This is a genomic window from Pradoshia eiseniae, from assembly GCF_002946355.1.
Classification (GTDB): Bacteria; Bacillota; Bacilli; order Bacillales; family Pradoshiaceae; genus Pradoshia; species Pradoshia eiseniae.
Genome location: NZ_PKOZ01000010.1, coordinates 1 through 17,626, shown reverse-complemented (window position 1 = coordinate 17,626; position 17,626 = coordinate 1). Strand labels below are relative to the sequence as shown.

Here is a 17,626-nt window from a genome sequence, read left to right as displayed (position 1 = left end):
TGTTCAATGTAATACAGAAAATTACATGTATTATCTGGTATTACAGAAAGTTTTAAGCGTTTAGCGCAAATTAAAAGAATCCATTTGAAATGAGATTAACCAAAATGGATCCTTTAGAATCTTAAATTCTATTAGACTTTTTAATATGATACTTTTTGATATTCTTTATTTTTGTTGAAGCAAAATCCTGTCTCGGTATAATTGATTGAGAGCTATCATTATCCATACTAATTTGAAATCCTGTCTTGTTATAACTCTGTTCATGGTTTCTGATATTTGGATGAGCGTTAGCGTTAGAATCTTTTATTTGATTGCTTGGCGTATGGGTAACATTAGCATTTTGAGCTTCCATTTCTTGATGTAGTCCAGGGAATTGATTGTCTACTTTTTTTTCTTGTAGTTGAGGTTCTTGTTCTGTGTAAGGAGTGGAATTTTTATTAACTTCTAAGTAATCCTTTGGTAAGTCAATGTTCTGACCTGTATGTTGACCTCTAATCTGGGTGTGATTAGAAGCGGGTAACTTGTTCTTCAGGTTGTCGGTGGATAGAGGTGTTTCTCCTTTTCCATTGTGTAGACGTCTTTCATTCGAGTTATGTGCATGTCCAGAAAGCTGTGTCTTCCCATCAGAACTTCTTAAGGCAATAGACTTGCCGGCACTTATTCCACCCTGAATACCTTTACTTATCCCCTTAGTGCTTGCGTATGCTCCGGCTATAGCTCCCCAACCAGATTTAAGACCTGCGTCAATGCCGAATAGTCTTTCCACTATATTGGGTCCATCAATTACTGCAAGAGAAAAAGCAAATAAAGCTATAAGATAAGCGACACCATCTAATGTCTCTGTGATGAAAGAAGTTCCTATGATATAAATTTTCATGGATAGGAAGATCATGAAGGTGGTTAAGAAAATATTTAATATACTCTGTAGAATCTTTTTTGTTTTTTGTCCAGAATGTATGTCAGAAGGAGCAATTATGGTTACTAGGACATAATTAAATGTCAGTTCAAAGAAAAGCTTCGCCAATTTGATAGAGATGGTTAGTAGGGTAAAGGCAGTAATACCTAGTGTTACGATAATGGTCCAGAAATTCCATCCCCACCTATAGTATTTTTCATCTAATACAGTAAACCATCCATTGTCTAAATCGACTTTTTGTAGGTTACCCATATCATCATATCCCAAACGACTATCGAAAACTTCACGTCCAATCTCAGAAATTTGTTGATCATCATTTGCGAAGGTAAAGTCTTTATCTATTGTTTGTGTTATGTCGATTTTCTGTATTCGGTGTTCAGGAATCTGATTGGGATTCTTTAGGTCAGTCGTTTGCCATCCTGCTGCATCAAATTGTGCAAGATCAATTAAATTGTCTTTGATGATTTCTTGGCTCATGGAACTATCACCCGTTATATTAAGAGCATCTATGGCTTCATCCGTAAACTTGTTAGCTTTATCCATACCTTCGCTCAATAAGGCGAACAAAAACATGAGAAGGATGATATTGATGACAATAACTTCTCGATCTATCTTTTTTTGAAAGATTAGTCTGTATCCGGTGTATAAGAGGGAGAATCCCATTAAGATAGCCGACAAGGGAAGCAGCATATGAATAAAATCGTTAATGTCGCTATGGTTAAAAAAAGATTTAAGACCCAATACGGAATCAGTAATATCAGCTAAAGCATCAACTAGCCAAGCTAGGCCATTGATTATAGTCCAACCAATAAGACGTAAGGAGTAGTTGATTGGATTTGTAATCTCTAAGAAATCGGAGAATTTTTCAAGTATCCTTACAACTTCTTCGTCCATGATATTTCCTCCTTCATGGTTATGTTAATAGTATTCATTTCTTATACTCTCAATAAAGGTGTGGATGGCAGCGGGAATTTGTTCTTTTGAAAGGTTCGAAAAATCTAGTTCAGCTTTTATTTCACCCTTTTGATAAAATGCTAAGGTTCTTGAATGTTGTTTTAGCCCAAGTTCTGTATGGTCGCCGTTATACTGGCTTGTATCAAATAGTAAGATGTTTAGTTTTTCTTTTTTAGAGATGGATTCTAGCTCTTCTATATAGTATGCTTCTTCTTTTTCTCTACTTTGATAAGGAGACTTTATATATAACAAGCCAGTTCTTTTTTCGTCTATAAATTCTCTAGCTTCATTAATATCGAGTGTGATAACTTCTCCATTTCCTCTAATCTCGTTCTTCGTGCAGCCAAGCAATGCAACTAGGAACATAATGCTAATAAGCATGAATGGTTTCTTCATTAAATCTCCTCACAATGCTAACTTTTTTGCTAACCTTTTTTCGGTTTTGTATTCCAACGTATTCAATTCTTAACGCTTCAAACCCAGTAAACAGTGCATTTTACCAGCCCATCCAGAGGCAGAATAGTCACTCTTAGATGGGCGGCATGATGTAATCTGCCGCTCCACCCCTTGATAAGTAAGGGTATTGGTTGAACAATAAGTGGAATGTTCACATTTTGTTCACATCGTAAACATTATAGGAGGCTTCTCATTAATTGACTGAATTTTTGAGAAGCCTCTTTTTTTAGTTCTTCCGTGATGTGTAGGTATACGTTTTTCGTTGTATTGTCATCACAATGTTCTAAACGGTCCATTATTTCTTCTAGTCCCACTATTGCTTCTGCCAATAAGGAAGTATATGTATGGCCTAATGAATGTGGTGTCAGCTCTTCATTCAAGGATGCTATCTTTAACAAGCGTGCCATTCGGTTTTCCACTATCTTAATAATAATGGAGTAACCAGGGAAACGATCGATTTTAGCAAAGATGAAATTGCCATCGTGATAAGACTCCCCAAAGGATTGCTTCATCTTTTGCTGATTAGTTCGGTGAATAGCTAAGGCTTCAATGACCATTTCATCCACAATAATGGTGCGTTTAGAGCGTCTGGTTTTAGGTGGAACCAATGCATACTTCACAGTATTGATTGTTGGATTATAGTATGTTTTCGTAATGCTGATGGTATGAGTATGGAAGTTGATATCTTTCCATTTGAGAGCAATTAATTCCCCTACGCTCATTCCGGTATAGGATAAGACAAGAAACATTAGATAGTCCATCTCTAATCCTTTTGATTGAGCAGTCTCTAGAAACAAGGCCAATTCTTCCTTTTCCATATACTTTGGAAGTTCTTGTTCCTCTAATTCCTCAATTGATTTTTTGTCCCTTTTCAAATAAGTAAACTCAGTAGGATCCACTTTAATGTAGCCCATCGCTTTTGCTTTTCTGAATATCATTTTCCCAGTACGGTGGACCCCGTCCAGCGTGTTATACGCAAATCCCTGTTCTTTTAAATCGTTAATCGCTTCTTGGTATTTCTTTCTCGTTACGTCCTTGATCTTCATATGAGCAAAATAAGGGATTAGCTTGTTAATTTTGTGGTGTCTGATGCGAATGGTACCGGGCTTGACATTATGTTCCTCCTCATAGAGGTGAATCCATTCTGAAGCAAAGTCCTTAAATAAGATTTTGCTTTCTTTCTGATAAGTTCCTTGTTGGAGATCATTTAGTAATGCTGTTAGGGCTGCTTCTGCCTCTTGTCTAGTTCGAAAGTCGCCTTTAGATGCTTGGTCTCTTTTTCCGGTAGTAGGATTTACTCCAACATCTACTTTATAGGTCCACGTTGAACCACATGTACATCTCTTCTTTTTACACTTGCAATTTCTTCGATAAATGGATCCTTTCAAATAAAAAAACCTCTCTTCTAATGAAGTTGACTGCAATCAAGCTGGTAGTCAATAGTACCTTGTGTTTCTTTATTCATAGGTACTATTAGCAAGCTTGGCTCACTTGCTGGTACCTTCAAATCCTTGAAAAGGGATAGTAAATTAAGCATTCGCTTGTTTCCCCTCCTTTAAATAATAGGTAGAAAAACGATAAATAATATGCTTTGGAATACCTACACTCTCGCATTTATCTAATACTGAATTAATCCAATTTTGATTAAATTGATTTTTCTTCATTTTAAAACTCTCCTACATTTACTCTTTTTACATCTAAAAGATGCAGTTACTTGCTACTGTGATAACCACTCAAAAAATTCAGATTTTAGCACTCATTACTCTGGCCAAAGCGAATCAATGGTAAGTCCTTCTGTTCCATTAGCTTTTGGTTTGGACATACATAGATTTTATCTATGTCAGCCATCGTTAAGATTAATTGCTCGTCTAAAAATGTTTTATGCATAATTATCGGATTCCCTTCATTTTATTTTTTATGCTTGCCTTTTATTCTAGAAGGGCTAAAAGACAAAGTGGAAAAAAGATTTCACGCTATGTTTTTATGGTTTTCATTAATAGATATATATCTATATTTGATGAACCGACGGTAATATCTATAAAATGCGGCTTGGTAAATAGTACGTTGTTAAAGCTGATTGCATTCTTTAAAAATAACCATTGAGATAAACATATTAGGATAATGTAAATTAATTTAAGCAATATGATCGCTCCTTTTTCAGCAATAATTTCGTACGAATTATATGGTATTTGATTTTAAGAAAACAACGTTTTGGAAGAGAAATATAAAATTTTCAAATGGTTATTTTCGGTAAAACGGATTGATAGATAAAGAGGTAGATAAAAAATATGTATTCGCTTTGTCGAAATAAACAAAGTAAATACAAAAAGTTAGTATTGATAATACTAACTTTTTGTATTATAGTTAATTTAACAGGTAAATAATTTAAATCAGGGGGCGATAAGGATGGGAAAAGAAATGAATTCCAGAGAAATTTATGAAACTATTAGAAGAGCAGGTCTTTCAAATAGTAATCCTGAAGAAGCTTTATTAGTAACAGCTACAATATTAGCTGTTTCAAAACAGAATCGTTCTGAATTACTAAAATTGATTCAAAGCCAGGATGTTTTAGAGGAAATAGAATTGATGATTAAAACGTTGCAAATTGAAGATAATTTTAAACGACTTATGTTAGAAGGTTTTAAAGATGCTTTCACTGAAGCTTACATAAGTTCATTGGTGGATGTTCTTTTAATCATTGAACAAAAGTTAAAAAATTTAACAACCGGCGAAGTATTTGATGAGTTACTCAAATCTATGTGTATGGATAGTAGAGAAATCTTCTGGACTCCAAACAGTATTAACAAAATAGTGAATAACTATTTGTTTAATCAAGAGTCTTCTTATGTCACATTTCACGATGGAACAGCAGGTTATGGGCAATCAACAATGATGTTTGTTAAAGAGGTACCAAGTGTCTCTTTAGCGTTACAAGAAATTAATCCAATTGCTGCAGCTGTATTGCGTATTAGGTTATTTTTAAATGATATTGATGCAACAGTTGCTGTGGGAGATTTAATTGAAAATCCCGCATATGTAGATGGCAATAAATTAGTTCAATTTGATCGAGTATTTATGGCTCCACCATTTGGATTACGCTTAACAGAAGAACAGCAAAATGATATGAAATATGATCAATTCAATCGATTTGTTTATGGGATACCTTCCCGCTCTCAAGGAGATTTAACATTCTTAAGTTGTGGATTAAGTGCAACGAAAGCGGATGGAAAAGCAGCTTTTCTACTCCCAATGGGTGTGTTGTTTAGGAATGGCCCTGAAAAAGAAATCCGTCAACGTTTGATAGACCTTGATGTAATTGAAGCAGTGGTTACTCTGCCACCATTGCTACAACCATATTCAGGTATTAAAACAGCGCTTGTACTTTGCAATAAAAATAAACCTGATACCGGTAAAGGGAAAATCTTAATGATTAATGCAGAAGATCTAGGTGAAATAGTTAATAAGCGTGATATCATATTAAGTGCGGAAAACATAGAGTTAATTAATAATATTCTAATAGAAGGTTTAGAGGTTGAAGAAATGAGTCGGTTTGTTATGGATGACGAAATTCAATCAACACTATTGACACCAAATAATTATATTTATAAAGAAAAATTACAAGTAAGTGAATTTGGTATGGTCTCTATTAATATAAACGAACTGGATAATTTACCAATGAAACCACTAAAGGATCTAGTTGATGTTTATCGTGGCTATAATGCTTCGACAAAAGATGAAGATAAAAATGGAAAGTATGCTGTTTTAAAGATTTCAGACATTCAGGATGGAAAGATTAACCTTGAAGGTATAACGCGCTATTCCATTAAGAACAACGCCAAAATCGAGAATAATCGTATAAGAAAAGGGGATGTTTTATTATCTATTCGTGGAGTGAGTCGAAAAGTAGCATTGTTTGAGAGTGATCGAGATGATGTATTGTTATCTCAAAACTTTGCTGGTATACGTTGTTTGAATTTAATAGATCCTGAATTCTTACTTCTATATTTAGAATCACCGATTGCACAATTTTACTTTAATAAGCATACTGCAGGTACAACTATTACCACATTATCAATAAAAGATTTAAAAGAGTTACCTGTTCCAATTCTTCCATTAGATGAACAACGAAGAATTGTAGAAACACTAGGTGATGAACAAGGTGAAATCAAAAAAGAAATAGAACGTCTAGAAGCACGTCAAAAAGAATCTAAGTTAAAAGCATTCGAGGCAATGGGAATTAATAAAACCTATACAATATTGTGAAGTTAAAGAACTTAACTATCAAGGAGGAACACGAAATGATTACTGGTGAAATAAGAAATAAAATTGATTGGATCTGGACAACACTTTGGACAGAAGGAAATACAAACCCATTAACTAATATAGAACAATTAACATATCTACTATTTATAAAGGGTTTAGATGAAATTGAATTACGAAAAGAGAAAGAAGCTAATTTTCTGGGATTAGAATATAAAGGTTTATTCTCTGAAATGCCTGCTGATTTTAATGACCTTCAAAAAAAACATTGGCCTAAGATGCGATGGACTCAATTTAAGCAATTACCAGCAGAAGAAATGCATCAAGTGATGGTAAGTACAATTTTTCCTTTTATCAAGACGTTAGGTGGTAAAGAGGATTCGGCATTCTCTAAGTATATGAAAGACGCTTCATTCCTTATCAATAAGCCAGCGACGCTTCAAAAGGTTGTAACATCTCTAGATAGTATCCAAATGGAAGAGCGTGATACAAAAGGGGATATTTATGAGTATTTATTATCTAAGTTGCAGACATCTGGAACAAATGGTCAATTCCGTACACCGCGTCATATTATTAAAATGATCGTCGAATTAATGAAACCATCACCTGAAGATTCCATTATAGACCCAGCAATGGGGTCAGCAGGCTTCTTGGTAGCCGCAAGTGAATACTTACGCAAATACCACCAGGATTTGTTCCTTGTTCAAGGGCTAAAAGAGCATTTCCATAACACAATGTTCTACGGAAATGATATGGATACAACGATGTTGCGTATTGGTGCAATGAATATGATGCTACACGGTGTGGATGCACCGAATATTGAGTATCGAGACTCATTATCAGAGGATAACAAAGACGCTGAAAAGTACACATTAGTATTGGCAAATCCACCGTTTAAAGGGTCGCTGGACTATGAATCAGTATCTAATGACTTATTAAAAGTAGCAAAAACCAAAAAAACAGAGTTACTTTTCATATCCTTATTTTTACGTATTTTAAAGCCAGGTGGACGTGCAGCGGTTATTGTGCCAGATGGTGTCCTATTCGGCAGCTCTAATGCTCACAAAGCGATTCGTAAAGAAATCATTGAGAATAATAAACTAGAAGGAATTATATCAATGCCAAGTGGTGTATTCAAACCGTATGCTGGGGTATCCACTGGTATTATGATTTTCACTAAAACAGGTACTGGTGGCACTGATAATGTATGGTTTTATGATATGAAAGCGGATGGGTATTCGTTAGATGATAAACGAATGAAGATTGAAGCAAACGATATAGACGATATAATAGTTCGTTTTAGTAACTTAGATAAAGAAAAAGAACGTAAACGTACAGAACAATCCTTCTTTGTACCAGTTGATGAAATTCGTGAGCAAGGGTATGACTTGTCAATTAATAAATATAAAGAAATTGAGTATGAAGAACTGGAATATTCGTCACCGGGCGAGATTATTGACTACATTCAGGAATTAGAGGATGAAATTGTTATTGGATTAAATGAATTGAAATCTCTAATTAGTGAAGGGTGATTTTATGGAATATGTCAAATTAAAAGAAATATGTGAAATAAAAAAGGGGAAAAAGATAACCGAATCTAAAGAAATTACTGAAGGTAGCGTAAGATACATTCAAATTGATGATTTGCGAAATAACAATAATGTTAAATATTGCTTACCAAACTCTAGCTATGTATATGTTGAAAAGAGAGATCTAATCATAGCTTGGGATGGAGCAAATGCAGGGACGGTAGGTTTTAATTTAGAGGGGGCAATTGGAAGTACCTTAGCAAAAATTTCAATCACTGATTCGAAAATATATGAGCCTTTTTTAGCTTTGTATCTACAATCTAAATTTGATTATTTTCAAAAGACGTCTACGGGGGCAACTATCCCTCATATTTCTAGAGCAGCTTTAGAGAACTTAAATGTCCCTCTTCTATCAATAGAAAAACAAAAAAGTATCTATTCTCTTTTAAATCGAATAAACAAATTGATATTATTGAGACAATCACAAATCTCAGCATTAGATGAGTTAATTAATGCATATTTTTATGATACATTAAAAACAGAATTGAAGTCTTTGGCACTAAATGATCTAATAATAAGCACTCAAAATGGAATGTCAAGAAGAGGTAACGATGAAGAGGGACAACCTGTGCTGAAATTGAAAAATGTAAGAAATAACATAGTGAATTTTAATACTATTAATCGCATTGATTTAACAGAAAGAGAACTATCAACTTATCAATTAGATAATAATGATTTATTAGTAGTTCGTGTAAACGGAAATCCAAGATATGTAGGAAGAAGTGCTGTATTTAAAGGTTATAGAGAGCCTGTATATTTCAATGACCATATAATTAGAGTTAAAGTAGCAAATGTTAATGTAGCGTATTTATCTTATTTATTAAATAGTAATCTGGGGATTTCAGAAATTCAAAAAAACATTAAAACGTCTGCAGGGCAATACACAATTAGTAGAGATGGGTTAAATAAAATAAAACTAATGCTACCTAATGAGATTGTTCAAAATGAATTTATAACAAAGAAAGACATTGTCGATTCGAAAAAAGCAAAATTAAAACATTCACTTGAAAGCCTAGAAACTTTATATAATGCCTTATTACAAAAAGCGTTTAAAGGTGTGTTATACCAAGAACAAGAATACTGTTAATATATCTCAAAGGAGATGAAGTGATGTCGAACTTTGGATTTTTACAGAATAAAAAGTTATTTAATAGTTTTTCTAAAGCTTGTAATGAAGCAGAGAAGGCAATTCAAATTAGTCCGGCGACGTGCGCGATATTATCGCGCCGTGCACTGGAACTAGCAGTTAAATGGGTCTATCAGTTTGATAATGATGTTAAGATTCCTTATCAAGATAATCTATCAAGTTTAATACACGATCATCATTTTTTAGGTATTCTTGATGAAGAATTATTGCCAATGATGAAATATATTGTTAAGTTGGGTAATGCTGCTGTACATACTAATGTGGCGATTACCCGTGATGAGGCTGTATTATCACTGCATAATTTACATCAATTTATTTCGTGGATTGATTATTGTTATGCGGATGATTATACAGCGTCAGAGTTTAATGAATCCTTTCTTTATACGGCAGAGTATAAGCGTGAACGACCTGAAGAACTTCACAATTTGTATGAAGAATTAAGTAAGAAAGATAAATCATTAGAGGATTTACGTAATCAAAATGAAGAACTTCGCAATCAACTAACAGCAAATCGTCAGATACAACAGAAATCAACCCAATTTCAAGTTGATGACATTACGGAGTTTGAAACACGTAAGCGCTATATTGATTTAGATTTAAAATTGGCTGGCTGGGAATTTGGGAAAAATGTATTAGTCGAATATCCTTTGAAAGGAATGCCAAATAGTTCTGGAGAAGGAGCTGCTGATTACGTGTTGCTAGGGACAAATGGTAAAGTTTTGGCTGTTGTTGAAGCAAAACGTACTTCAAGAGATGCAAAAGTTGGTCGTCAACAAGCAAAACTGTATGCGAATTGCATAGAACAAGCACAACGACTTCGGCCTGTAATTTTCTATACAAATGGTTTCGAAACATATATTTGGCACGATGATTATGCAGCACGCCGTACATCTGGTTTTTATACACAAGATGAACTGCAGTTAATTATTGACCGACGAACATTGAAGAAACCTTTGATAAATGTAGAAATTAACGAAGACATTTCAGGAAGATATTATCAAAAAGAAGCAATTTTAGCAGTATGTGATTCCTTTAGTATTAATCGGCGTAAAGCTTTGCTTGTTATGGCTACGGGAAGCGGAAAAACACGTACTGCAATTTCCTTGGTCGATGTGTTAACAAATCATCACTGGATTAAGAATGTATTGTTTCTTGCTGACCGTACATCACTTGTAAAACAAGCATTCCGGAACTTCAACACGTTACTACCAAATTTATCACTTTGTAACTTGTTAGAGAACAAATCTAACCCCGAAGAAGCGCGTATGGTATTTTCAACTTATCCAACGATGATGAATGCAATTGATGAAGTGAAACGTAAAGATGGTAATCGTTTATTTACAGTTGGGCATTTTGATTTAATTATTATTGATGAGTCTCATCGCTCCATTTATAAAAAATACCAGAGTATTTTTAATTATTTTGATGGAATGCTAGTGGGCCTAACTGCGACACCTAAGGATGAGTTAGATAAAAACACATATACGATTTTTGATCTAGAAAACAATGTACCAACATTTGCATATGAGTTCTCTAAGGCAGTAGAAGATAAATATTTAGTGGACTATCGTACCCGGGAGACGACATTAAAGATTTTAGACGATGGAATTCATTATGATGATTTATCTGAAGAAGAAAAAGAAGAGTTTGATGATGTTTTTGAAGATGAGCCAAATGTAAAAGATATTGATAGTTCAGCAATCAATCAATTTGTTTTTAATAAAAATACAATTGATCTTGTATTGCAGGATGTAATGGAGCACGGCATTAAGGTAGAAGGTGGAGACAAATTAGGGAAAACAATCATTTTTGCAAAAAACCACGATCACGCTGAAGCTATTAAAGAACGATTTGATTTGAAATTTCCAGAGTATGGTGGCGAATTTGCTGAAGTAATTGACTACAGTATAGAACACTATCAGACAAGGATTGATGACTTTTCAGATAAAAATAAAATGCCTCAGATTGCAATTTCTGTTGATATGCTTGATACAGGAATTGACGTGCCAGAGGTTGTGAATCTAGTATTCTTTAAAAAGGTTCGTTCGAAGACGAAATTTTGGCAAATGATTGGCCGTGGTACACGTCTCTGCAAAGATTTATTTGGACCGGGAGTGGATAAAGAGTATTTCTTGATCTTTGATTATTTACGTAACTTTGAGTATTTCCGTGCCAATGAAAAAGGTGAAGAAGCGAAGATTACACAAACACTAACAGAGAAACTATTTAACTCAAAAGTAGATATTGTTCGTGAGTTGCAAGATTTACAGTATCAAGTAGAACCTTATTCTAATTACCGCGCACAGTTATTAAAAGAAATATTAGCAGATATACGTGCTTTAAACGAAGAAAACTTCCGAGTACGTCAATATTTGCAATATGTGCATAAATATCAAAATGAAGATAACTGGCAAGCACTATCTATAGTGAAAACAAATGAAGTAAAAGAGTATGTGTCACCTTTGATTACCCCATTTGATGATGATGAATTAGCGAAAAGGTTTGACTTATTAATGTTGACGATTGAATTGGCAAGTTTACAATCTAACAATGCAACTAAACCAATTCGCCGTGTTGTTGATACAGCTGATGCACTTTCCAAATTAGGTACGATACCACAAGTAATGGCGCAAAAAGAAATTATTGATGAAGTACGAACAAATGAGTTTTGGCAAGAAGCATCGATTGCAGACCTGGAGAAAGTACGTGAAGCATTACGTGATTTGATTCGTTACATTGAAAGATCGAAACAAAAAATTTATTATACAGATTTTAAAGATGAAGTAATAGATGTAACAGAAAATGAGTCGATATTAAATGTAAATGATCTTCAAAGTTATCGAAAAAAGGTTGAACATTATCTAAAAGAGCATCAGCACGAAGATACACTTGCTATTTACAAGCTCCGCAACAACAAGCACTTAACGAAACAAGATGTAGAGTATTTAGAGCACATCCTTTGGACGGAACTAGGTTCAAGAGAACAGTATGAAAAGGACTTCGGAGATACGCCAATAACAAAGCTTGTTCGTAAAATTGTTGGATTAGATCGTCAAGCCGCAGTCGAAGCATTCTCTAAGTTTTTATCAGAAGAGAACTTGAATTTACAACAAACTAAATTTGTTGAGCTAATTATTGATTATGTAGTGAAAAACGGAATGCTTGAACGCCAAGCGCTCCAGCAAGATCCTTTTACAACTTTGGGTGGCATTACAGTGGTCTTTAAAGATCAGTTACCAAAAGCAAAAGGGATTTTGGATATTATTGATATGATTAACCGTAATGCTGAAGAAATATCTTAGAAATATATAATATGAACTAAATTAACTAGAAAAAGCAGACTACTATAAAACAGCAATGTAATTTTTATAGGGTCTGCTTTTTTATTTCTGTTTGAATACATATTCTACTTTAGCTTATTTTTCTTTATTCGATTTTTCATTATATATTTGTAATATCTTATTTTGCTCTTCTATTAACTTATTTTGTTCTTCGATTATATTTTTTTGTTTATTAAAATTACTGTGTAAGTTATTTATATCTTCGTTATCTTTTATGTTTTGTCTATATCCTATTAAAAATATTACAATTGCTAATCCAATTAGTGTAAAGAAGTTGTTTTGTTCAATTAAAAAATCTGACAAGAAATCTAAATATGGAAGTACAACTACAGAAAATATTCCGATAAATAAAGCTATCTTACGAACCTGATAAATAGATGTTTTTTCTCCAAGAGATACAATCAGATCGAATATTGAGAAACATACAGCAGAGAATGTAATAGAAACGATTAGTTGCTGATTATTCCTGAAATCGGGAAATATACCTCCTAGTATTATAGATATACCTAGATACATAACAATTTCATTTGATAATTTTCTACTCATAATTTTCCTACTTTCTTACTAATATTATTGATAGATTATTAAATAAATTATAATATAAAATAAGGAATTGGAGGGATAAAATGGAATATGAAGTTGATGAATTAATTCAAAAATATAATCTACCTATAGTTCAACTTGATAACAACAGAAATTATTGGTTAGTTAGGACTAATGCTGGAGCATATTTTGAAGAATTTTTTACGGAAAACTATATTGCTGTGGGGTGGGATGACTTTACTAATTTTGATATGTTTAAAACTAAAAAGAAGGATGAATCTATTACTAAAGAATTAGCAGAAGCTTATCCAAAGGAACAACCGGGTAGGATTTATGGTCAAATACATCGCTTTTTGTATGAGATGAAAATAGGTGATGTCGTAATGATACCTAGTGAGAATTCAACTTTAATAAGATTCGGGATTATAGAGAGTGAACCTCGAATGAGATCGATAAGTGATACAAGAATAGATGAAGGGGCTTGTCCATATGTTAAAGTAAGAACAGTAAAATGGATAAAAACTGTGAGAAGATTAGAATTAGACCCCTATTTATTTAGGATGATGCAATCACATCAGGCGATTAGTAATGCAAATGATTATGCGCATTTTATTGATAGGACGCTCCACTCTTTCTTTATCAAGAATAATAAAGCATTTCTAGTTTTGCCTGTTAAGAAAGAGGGAGATATACCTGCATATGATTTAATTAGATTTGTGGATAGTATTATCGACCTTATTCCCTTGGTTAATGATATTAAAGGTATAGAGCAAGAGTTCGAAAAGGAAGATTTAGATTTAAAATTAAATGTTCAATCTCCAGGTTTCACAGAATTTGTTTCTAATGCTCCTCACTTAATTTTGGGCATTGGGTTGCTGCTTATATTCCTCACAGGGAGTAAGTTTAAAGGGATATCATCTTCAGATGAAGAATACGAGGCGAATTTTAAGGGATTATTTGAAGATGAATTTAAAAATGGTATAGACAACTACGAGCAAATCAAAAATAGAAACATTGAAAATTTTTCTAGAGTTAAAGCTGAACTACCAGAAGACATAAAAAAACTTCTCGAAGAAAGTAATCGAGAAGGTTAGTCACTACTGTAGGGTGAAGAAATTTCGAAAAATTGTTTTATTAATAAAATAGTTGAGGGAGTGAAGATAAGTACGTCGAGGGGGATGTTCAAATAAGCTTTATTATTTAGAGAAAAAAGGATGCCTAAAGTATATTTTTGTATAAGGAAAATCACACCAAATAATACCAAGTAGGTTCCAATTGCTGATATAATATGTAGCATTTTTCTTAGAAATGAGTCCATACTCAAAACTCCCCGGAACATATTTACACTCCCTTTCACTTAGATTTTATTTAAGTATACTGTAATTATGATTAATTTCAAGGAAAAATATTACTTGTAATATTGCTTGTTTGGATAAAAAACTACATATTAAATAGTGTGTAAAAATAGAGGGTCAAACCAGTATAGCAAGAAGTACAGTATTGAAACGCGAGTATATGTATTACCGGTACCCGCAAACAAGATGGTTACATTTTATTCACGCAGTGAAGTAACAAGCGTTAATTTCCGTGAAAGATGTTACAGTTGAATAGCGGTAAAACTTTGATATTACGCACTTTATGCAATTAAGGTGCAAGATGTTACAGCACCAAAAAATGGGCGGCATGATGTACTTCTGCCCCCAAACCCCTTGATATATAGGGATTAGAAAGGTTATGGATGGGAAATGAAAATTTCTTTATATGAAAATCTATAATCAGACATTTTAGAGTAGACCTTTTGTAAGTTCACTGAACTTGCGGGAGGTCTTTTCTTCTATATTTTTTGTCATGTGTACTTAGATGTTCATGGTTGTATTTATGTCAGCATGCCACTATCTCTTCTGGACTTCTTAAAGCGATTTCATTAGTGCTTCTTCAACTTACCTCTTTAGGTAGATTTTCGGAACCGACCTCTGCTACAATACCAAGTTGCTCAAAAATAAATCTCATTCATGAGCTCTCCTGGAATACAAAGATATGTACCAAACGCAAAGTAACGATTGACCGAGTCTTTGCGGATGCAAAAGAAAAGCATTGAATGCGATGGACAACCCTAAGGGGACAAAAAATTGTCCATGCAGGTGACGCTTATTTTCGCTGCCAAGAACATGAAGAAGATGGCCAATTGGAATTGGGAAAGTCCACAAATGGCCTAAAAAGTATATAAGGATCGGTCTATTCATCGGAGAAAAGCAAAAAATAAAGAAGGAATTTAGAAAATCGGTCCCTATTGGGTCATTCTTAATTTCTTTATGTATACAATCTGAAAGCATACATAAAGGCGTGGTTTTTATAACTCTACACTATCTTTATTACAAGAGATAGATTAAGGTGTTAATCAGCAATCGTTGTTTTATTTTTAGTAAGGTAAGGAATTAGAGAAAGTGCCAGTCACCACCCGTTAGGAAAATTATTCAATGCTTGTGAATTCCTTGATATTGTATATCACATGGTTACATGTTGGTGAGCTGATAAAAGAGGTGAAATCCTATTATACCAACCAAGAAATATTCTTATTTCAAGACTTCTAGCCGTTCTTTAAATGTTTATCGAAGCGTTCTCGGTGTTTGGTTATTGTGAAAGTACTGTGAATTAATCACAGAATCACTTTTGTTAATAACGTCTATCAGAAATAGCGGAATAGCGGAGAAGTTTCAACAACTTCATGGATTTAATTAAACATCTTAAAATTTACAAACTATGAAGTCACTAGAGAGTTTTATATACAAGGAAAAAAACGTTCTGACGGCCCACCTGCTTTGGCAACTTAGAGAGCTAAACTGGCTGGAGCAAACAATAAAATTAGTTTCACATGGTCCCGCTGATAGTGGAAAACTGTATATGACAATTAGAGGCTCGTATAAGGGTTTTAATGTTTATTTCGCTCTATGGGAAACTAGCTAGAAGAGCAAGCAAGAAATCTTATTCGTTAGATAGCTGTAACTCTAGAAGTCGTTCTGAAAATTCACAAAATTTTTTCTGGTGTATATTATCTTGTATGACAAGGAGGAAGTTTACTATGTTAGTTAACGGCAGACCAGAAGAGTTGGTTAAGTACAGTAAAGGTCCATATTACAAAGAGAAATTTTTACAAGTTGTTAAGGAAAGGTGGGAACTGACAGACTTGCAAATAAGAATGACGTATCTTGTTTCCGATCTTGCCCTCAATGCGGAAGGAGTATTTTCGATTACGCATCAAAACTTCTTAAGAATGTTTGAGGAACGGTTTAGGATGGAGGTTAGCTTATCATCAGTGAGAAGATTCTTTGGACTCTTGTCCAAAATAGAGGTCTTGTCTATTCATCATGCTAAAAGGAAAAATAATCAGCAATCAGCCAATATCTATATCGTTAATGTATCGCAAGAAGGTGAACAATTGAATGAGCATCCTTCTGACACTCCTGTTGAGCAGCCGGTAGAGCAGCATAACAAAACGATAAATAATATCTTTAATAAACCTTTAACTGATTTCAATTGTAATTTCAAGGAAGCTATATCACCTGCTAGATTCAAGGCCTTATTAATCAATGCCTGTCAGCAGTTTTATCGCGAATTCTCGATTGGGAGATACTCCAAAAAACAATGGATCACATTGATTGAAAAATTTGCGACAGATACGATTGAAAGTGATCGTTATCGAAATGTGCCTATACATAATATGAAGGGCTATGCTTATCAATCGTTAAAAATCATCACCGCTAATTCTGATTATAAACATTCAGATGACTTTGATGACTATCAAAAGGTCATGAATGAACTCGGACAGGGTAAAAACAATCGCTATACATTGGATTCGAATTCAAAATTATATGACTGGATAAGTCATTAACTTGTCATTCGTTTTATAGTAAATAAGAGGAGGTTACCTGATAGTCTAAATTCCTTATAGATTCGTTAATAGTTATGTCTTTCTAAAGCATTGTTTTCCTGAGATGAAAATAATAGGGGTATGAAGGGGCCAGGGTTGTTTATATAGCTTAAAAAATAGATTCCAACCTTCTAGGAGGAACCTGTACTCCTCGGTTTTGACGGAGATTTAATATAGGATGAAAAACAAAATATTATTTCCATAAATTCCATATTGCAATATAGTTGAATCCAGATTAAAATAAAAAAGCAGTCAACGAGAGAGCTTGAAAGAGAGAAGCGCAAAGGCTGCAGGTTCGAGTTTTTCATGGCTCACCAACTATAAAACGTGCGGGTGTGGCGGAATTGGCAGACGCACCAGACTTAGGATCTGGCGCCTTACGGCGTGGGGGTTCGACTCCCTTCACCCGCACTTATATGCGGAAGTAGTTCAGTGGTAGAACACCACCTTGCCAAGGTGGGGGTCGCGGGTTCGAATCCCGTCTTCCGCTCC

At 34.0% G+C, this 17,626-nt stretch carries 13 protein-coding genes, 2 tRNA genes and 1 pseudogene; 9 read left to right on the top strand and 7 right to left on the bottom strand.

Features of this window, described 5'->3' with window-relative positions; genetic code table 11:
• Window positions 1–121 precede the first annotated feature (121 nt).
• From CYL18_RS14355 to CYL18_RS19295, 6 genes are all read right to left on the bottom strand, one after another.
• Entirely contained in the window at window positions 122–1,810 is a 1,689-nt protein-coding gene (locus CYL18_RS14355) for a pLS20_p028 family conjugation system transmembrane protein (RefSeq protein ID WP_104850222.1), read from the bottom strand.
• 24 nt (window positions 1,811–1,834) lie between these two features.
• Window positions 1,835–2,266, bottom strand: coding sequence for a hypothetical protein (locus CYL18_RS14350; RefSeq protein ID WP_104850221.1), 432 nt, complete (start codon window positions 2,264–2,266; stop codon window positions 1,835–1,837).
• A 236-nt stretch (window positions 2,267–2,502) separates the two neighbouring features.
• Complete coding sequence (locus CYL18_RS14345; RefSeq protein ID WP_104850220.1) at window positions 2,503–3,714, bottom strand: tyrosine-type recombinase/integrase; 1,212 nt, start codon at window positions 3,712–3,714, stop codon at window positions 2,503–2,505.
• 17 nt (window positions 3,715–3,731) lie between these two features.
• Window positions 3,732–3,863 (bottom strand): hypothetical protein, encoded by a 132-nt coding sequence (locus CYL18_RS19625; protein WP_269089195.1) that lies wholly within the window; start codon window positions 3,861–3,863, stop codon window positions 3,732–3,734.
• Window positions 3,856–3,990: a hypothetical protein gene (locus CYL18_RS19620; protein ID WP_269089194.1), complete on the bottom strand. Its 135-nt coding sequence runs from the start codon at window positions 3,988–3,990 to the stop codon at window positions 3,856–3,858. The genes CYL18_RS19625 and CYL18_RS19620 overlap by 8 nt, the downstream gene beginning before the upstream one ends.
• 85 nt (window positions 3,991–4,075) lie before the next feature.
• Window positions 4,076–4,213: a hypothetical protein gene (locus CYL18_RS19295; protein ID WP_161497144.1), complete on the bottom strand. Its 138-nt coding sequence runs from the start codon at window positions 4,211–4,213 to the stop codon at window positions 4,076–4,078.
• 519 nt (window positions 4,214–4,732) lie between these two features.
• Between CYL18_RS19295 and CYL18_RS14340 the strand changes: the two genes are divergently transcribed.
• From CYL18_RS14340 to CYL18_RS14325, 4 genes are read left to right on the top strand one after another with little or no spacing between them, the layout of a single operon-like run.
• Window positions 4,733–6,589, top strand: a complete 1,857-nt coding sequence (locus tag CYL18_RS14340; protein ID WP_104850219.1) for an N-6 DNA methylase — start codon at window positions 4,733–4,735, stop codon at window positions 6,587–6,589.
• Between the two features lie 35 nt (window positions 6,590–6,624).
• A complete protein-coding gene (locus CYL18_RS14335) occupies window positions 6,625–8,118 on the top strand; it encodes a type I restriction-modification system subunit M (protein WP_104850218.1) in 1,494 nt (497 codons plus the stop codon).
• 4 nt (window positions 8,119–8,122) lie between these two features.
• Complete coding sequence (locus CYL18_RS14330; RefSeq protein ID WP_104850217.1) at window positions 8,123–9,262, top strand: restriction endonuclease subunit S; 1,140 nt, start codon at window positions 8,123–8,125, stop codon at window positions 9,260–9,262.
• A 23-nt stretch (window positions 9,263–9,285) separates the two neighbouring features.
• Window positions 9,286–12,624, top strand: coding sequence for a DEAD/DEAH box helicase family protein (locus CYL18_RS14325; protein WP_201741290.1), 3,339 nt, complete (start codon window positions 9,286–9,288; stop codon window positions 12,622–12,624).
• 114 nt (window positions 12,625–12,738) lie between these two features.
• On the opposite strand, the gene CYL18_RS14320 is transcribed toward CYL18_RS14325, so the two are convergent.
• Window positions 12,739–13,209 (bottom strand): hypothetical protein, encoded by a 471-nt coding sequence (locus tag CYL18_RS14320; protein WP_104850215.1) that lies wholly within the window; start codon window positions 13,207–13,209, stop codon window positions 12,739–12,741.
• Between the two features lie 80 nt (window positions 13,210–13,289).
• Between CYL18_RS14320 and CYL18_RS14315 the strand changes: the two genes are divergently transcribed.
• From CYL18_RS14315 to CYL18_RS14290, 5 genes and pseudogenes are all read left to right on the top strand, one after another.
• Entirely contained in the window at window positions 13,290–14,300 is a 1,011-nt protein-coding gene (locus tag CYL18_RS14315) for a restriction endonuclease (protein WP_104850214.1), read from the top strand.
• Window positions 14,301–15,238: 938 nt separating this feature from the next.
• A pseudogene (locus tag CYL18_RS14305) lies at window positions 15,239–15,422 on the top strand (transposase); the annotation flags it as partial.
• Between the two features lie 863 nt (window positions 15,423–16,285).
• On the top strand, window positions 16,286–17,095 hold the full coding sequence (locus CYL18_RS14300; protein ID WP_104850212.1) for a hypothetical protein: 810 nt from the start codon (window positions 16,286–16,288) through the stop codon (window positions 17,093–17,095).
• A 368-nt stretch (window positions 17,096–17,463) separates the two neighbouring features.
• Window positions 17,464–17,545 (top strand) — tRNA-Leu (locus tag CYL18_RS14295).
• A 7-nt stretch (window positions 17,546–17,552) separates the two neighbouring features.
• Window positions 17,553–17,624 (top strand) — tRNA-Gly (locus CYL18_RS14290).
• The last annotated feature ends 2 nt before the right edge of the window (window positions 17,625–17,626 follow it).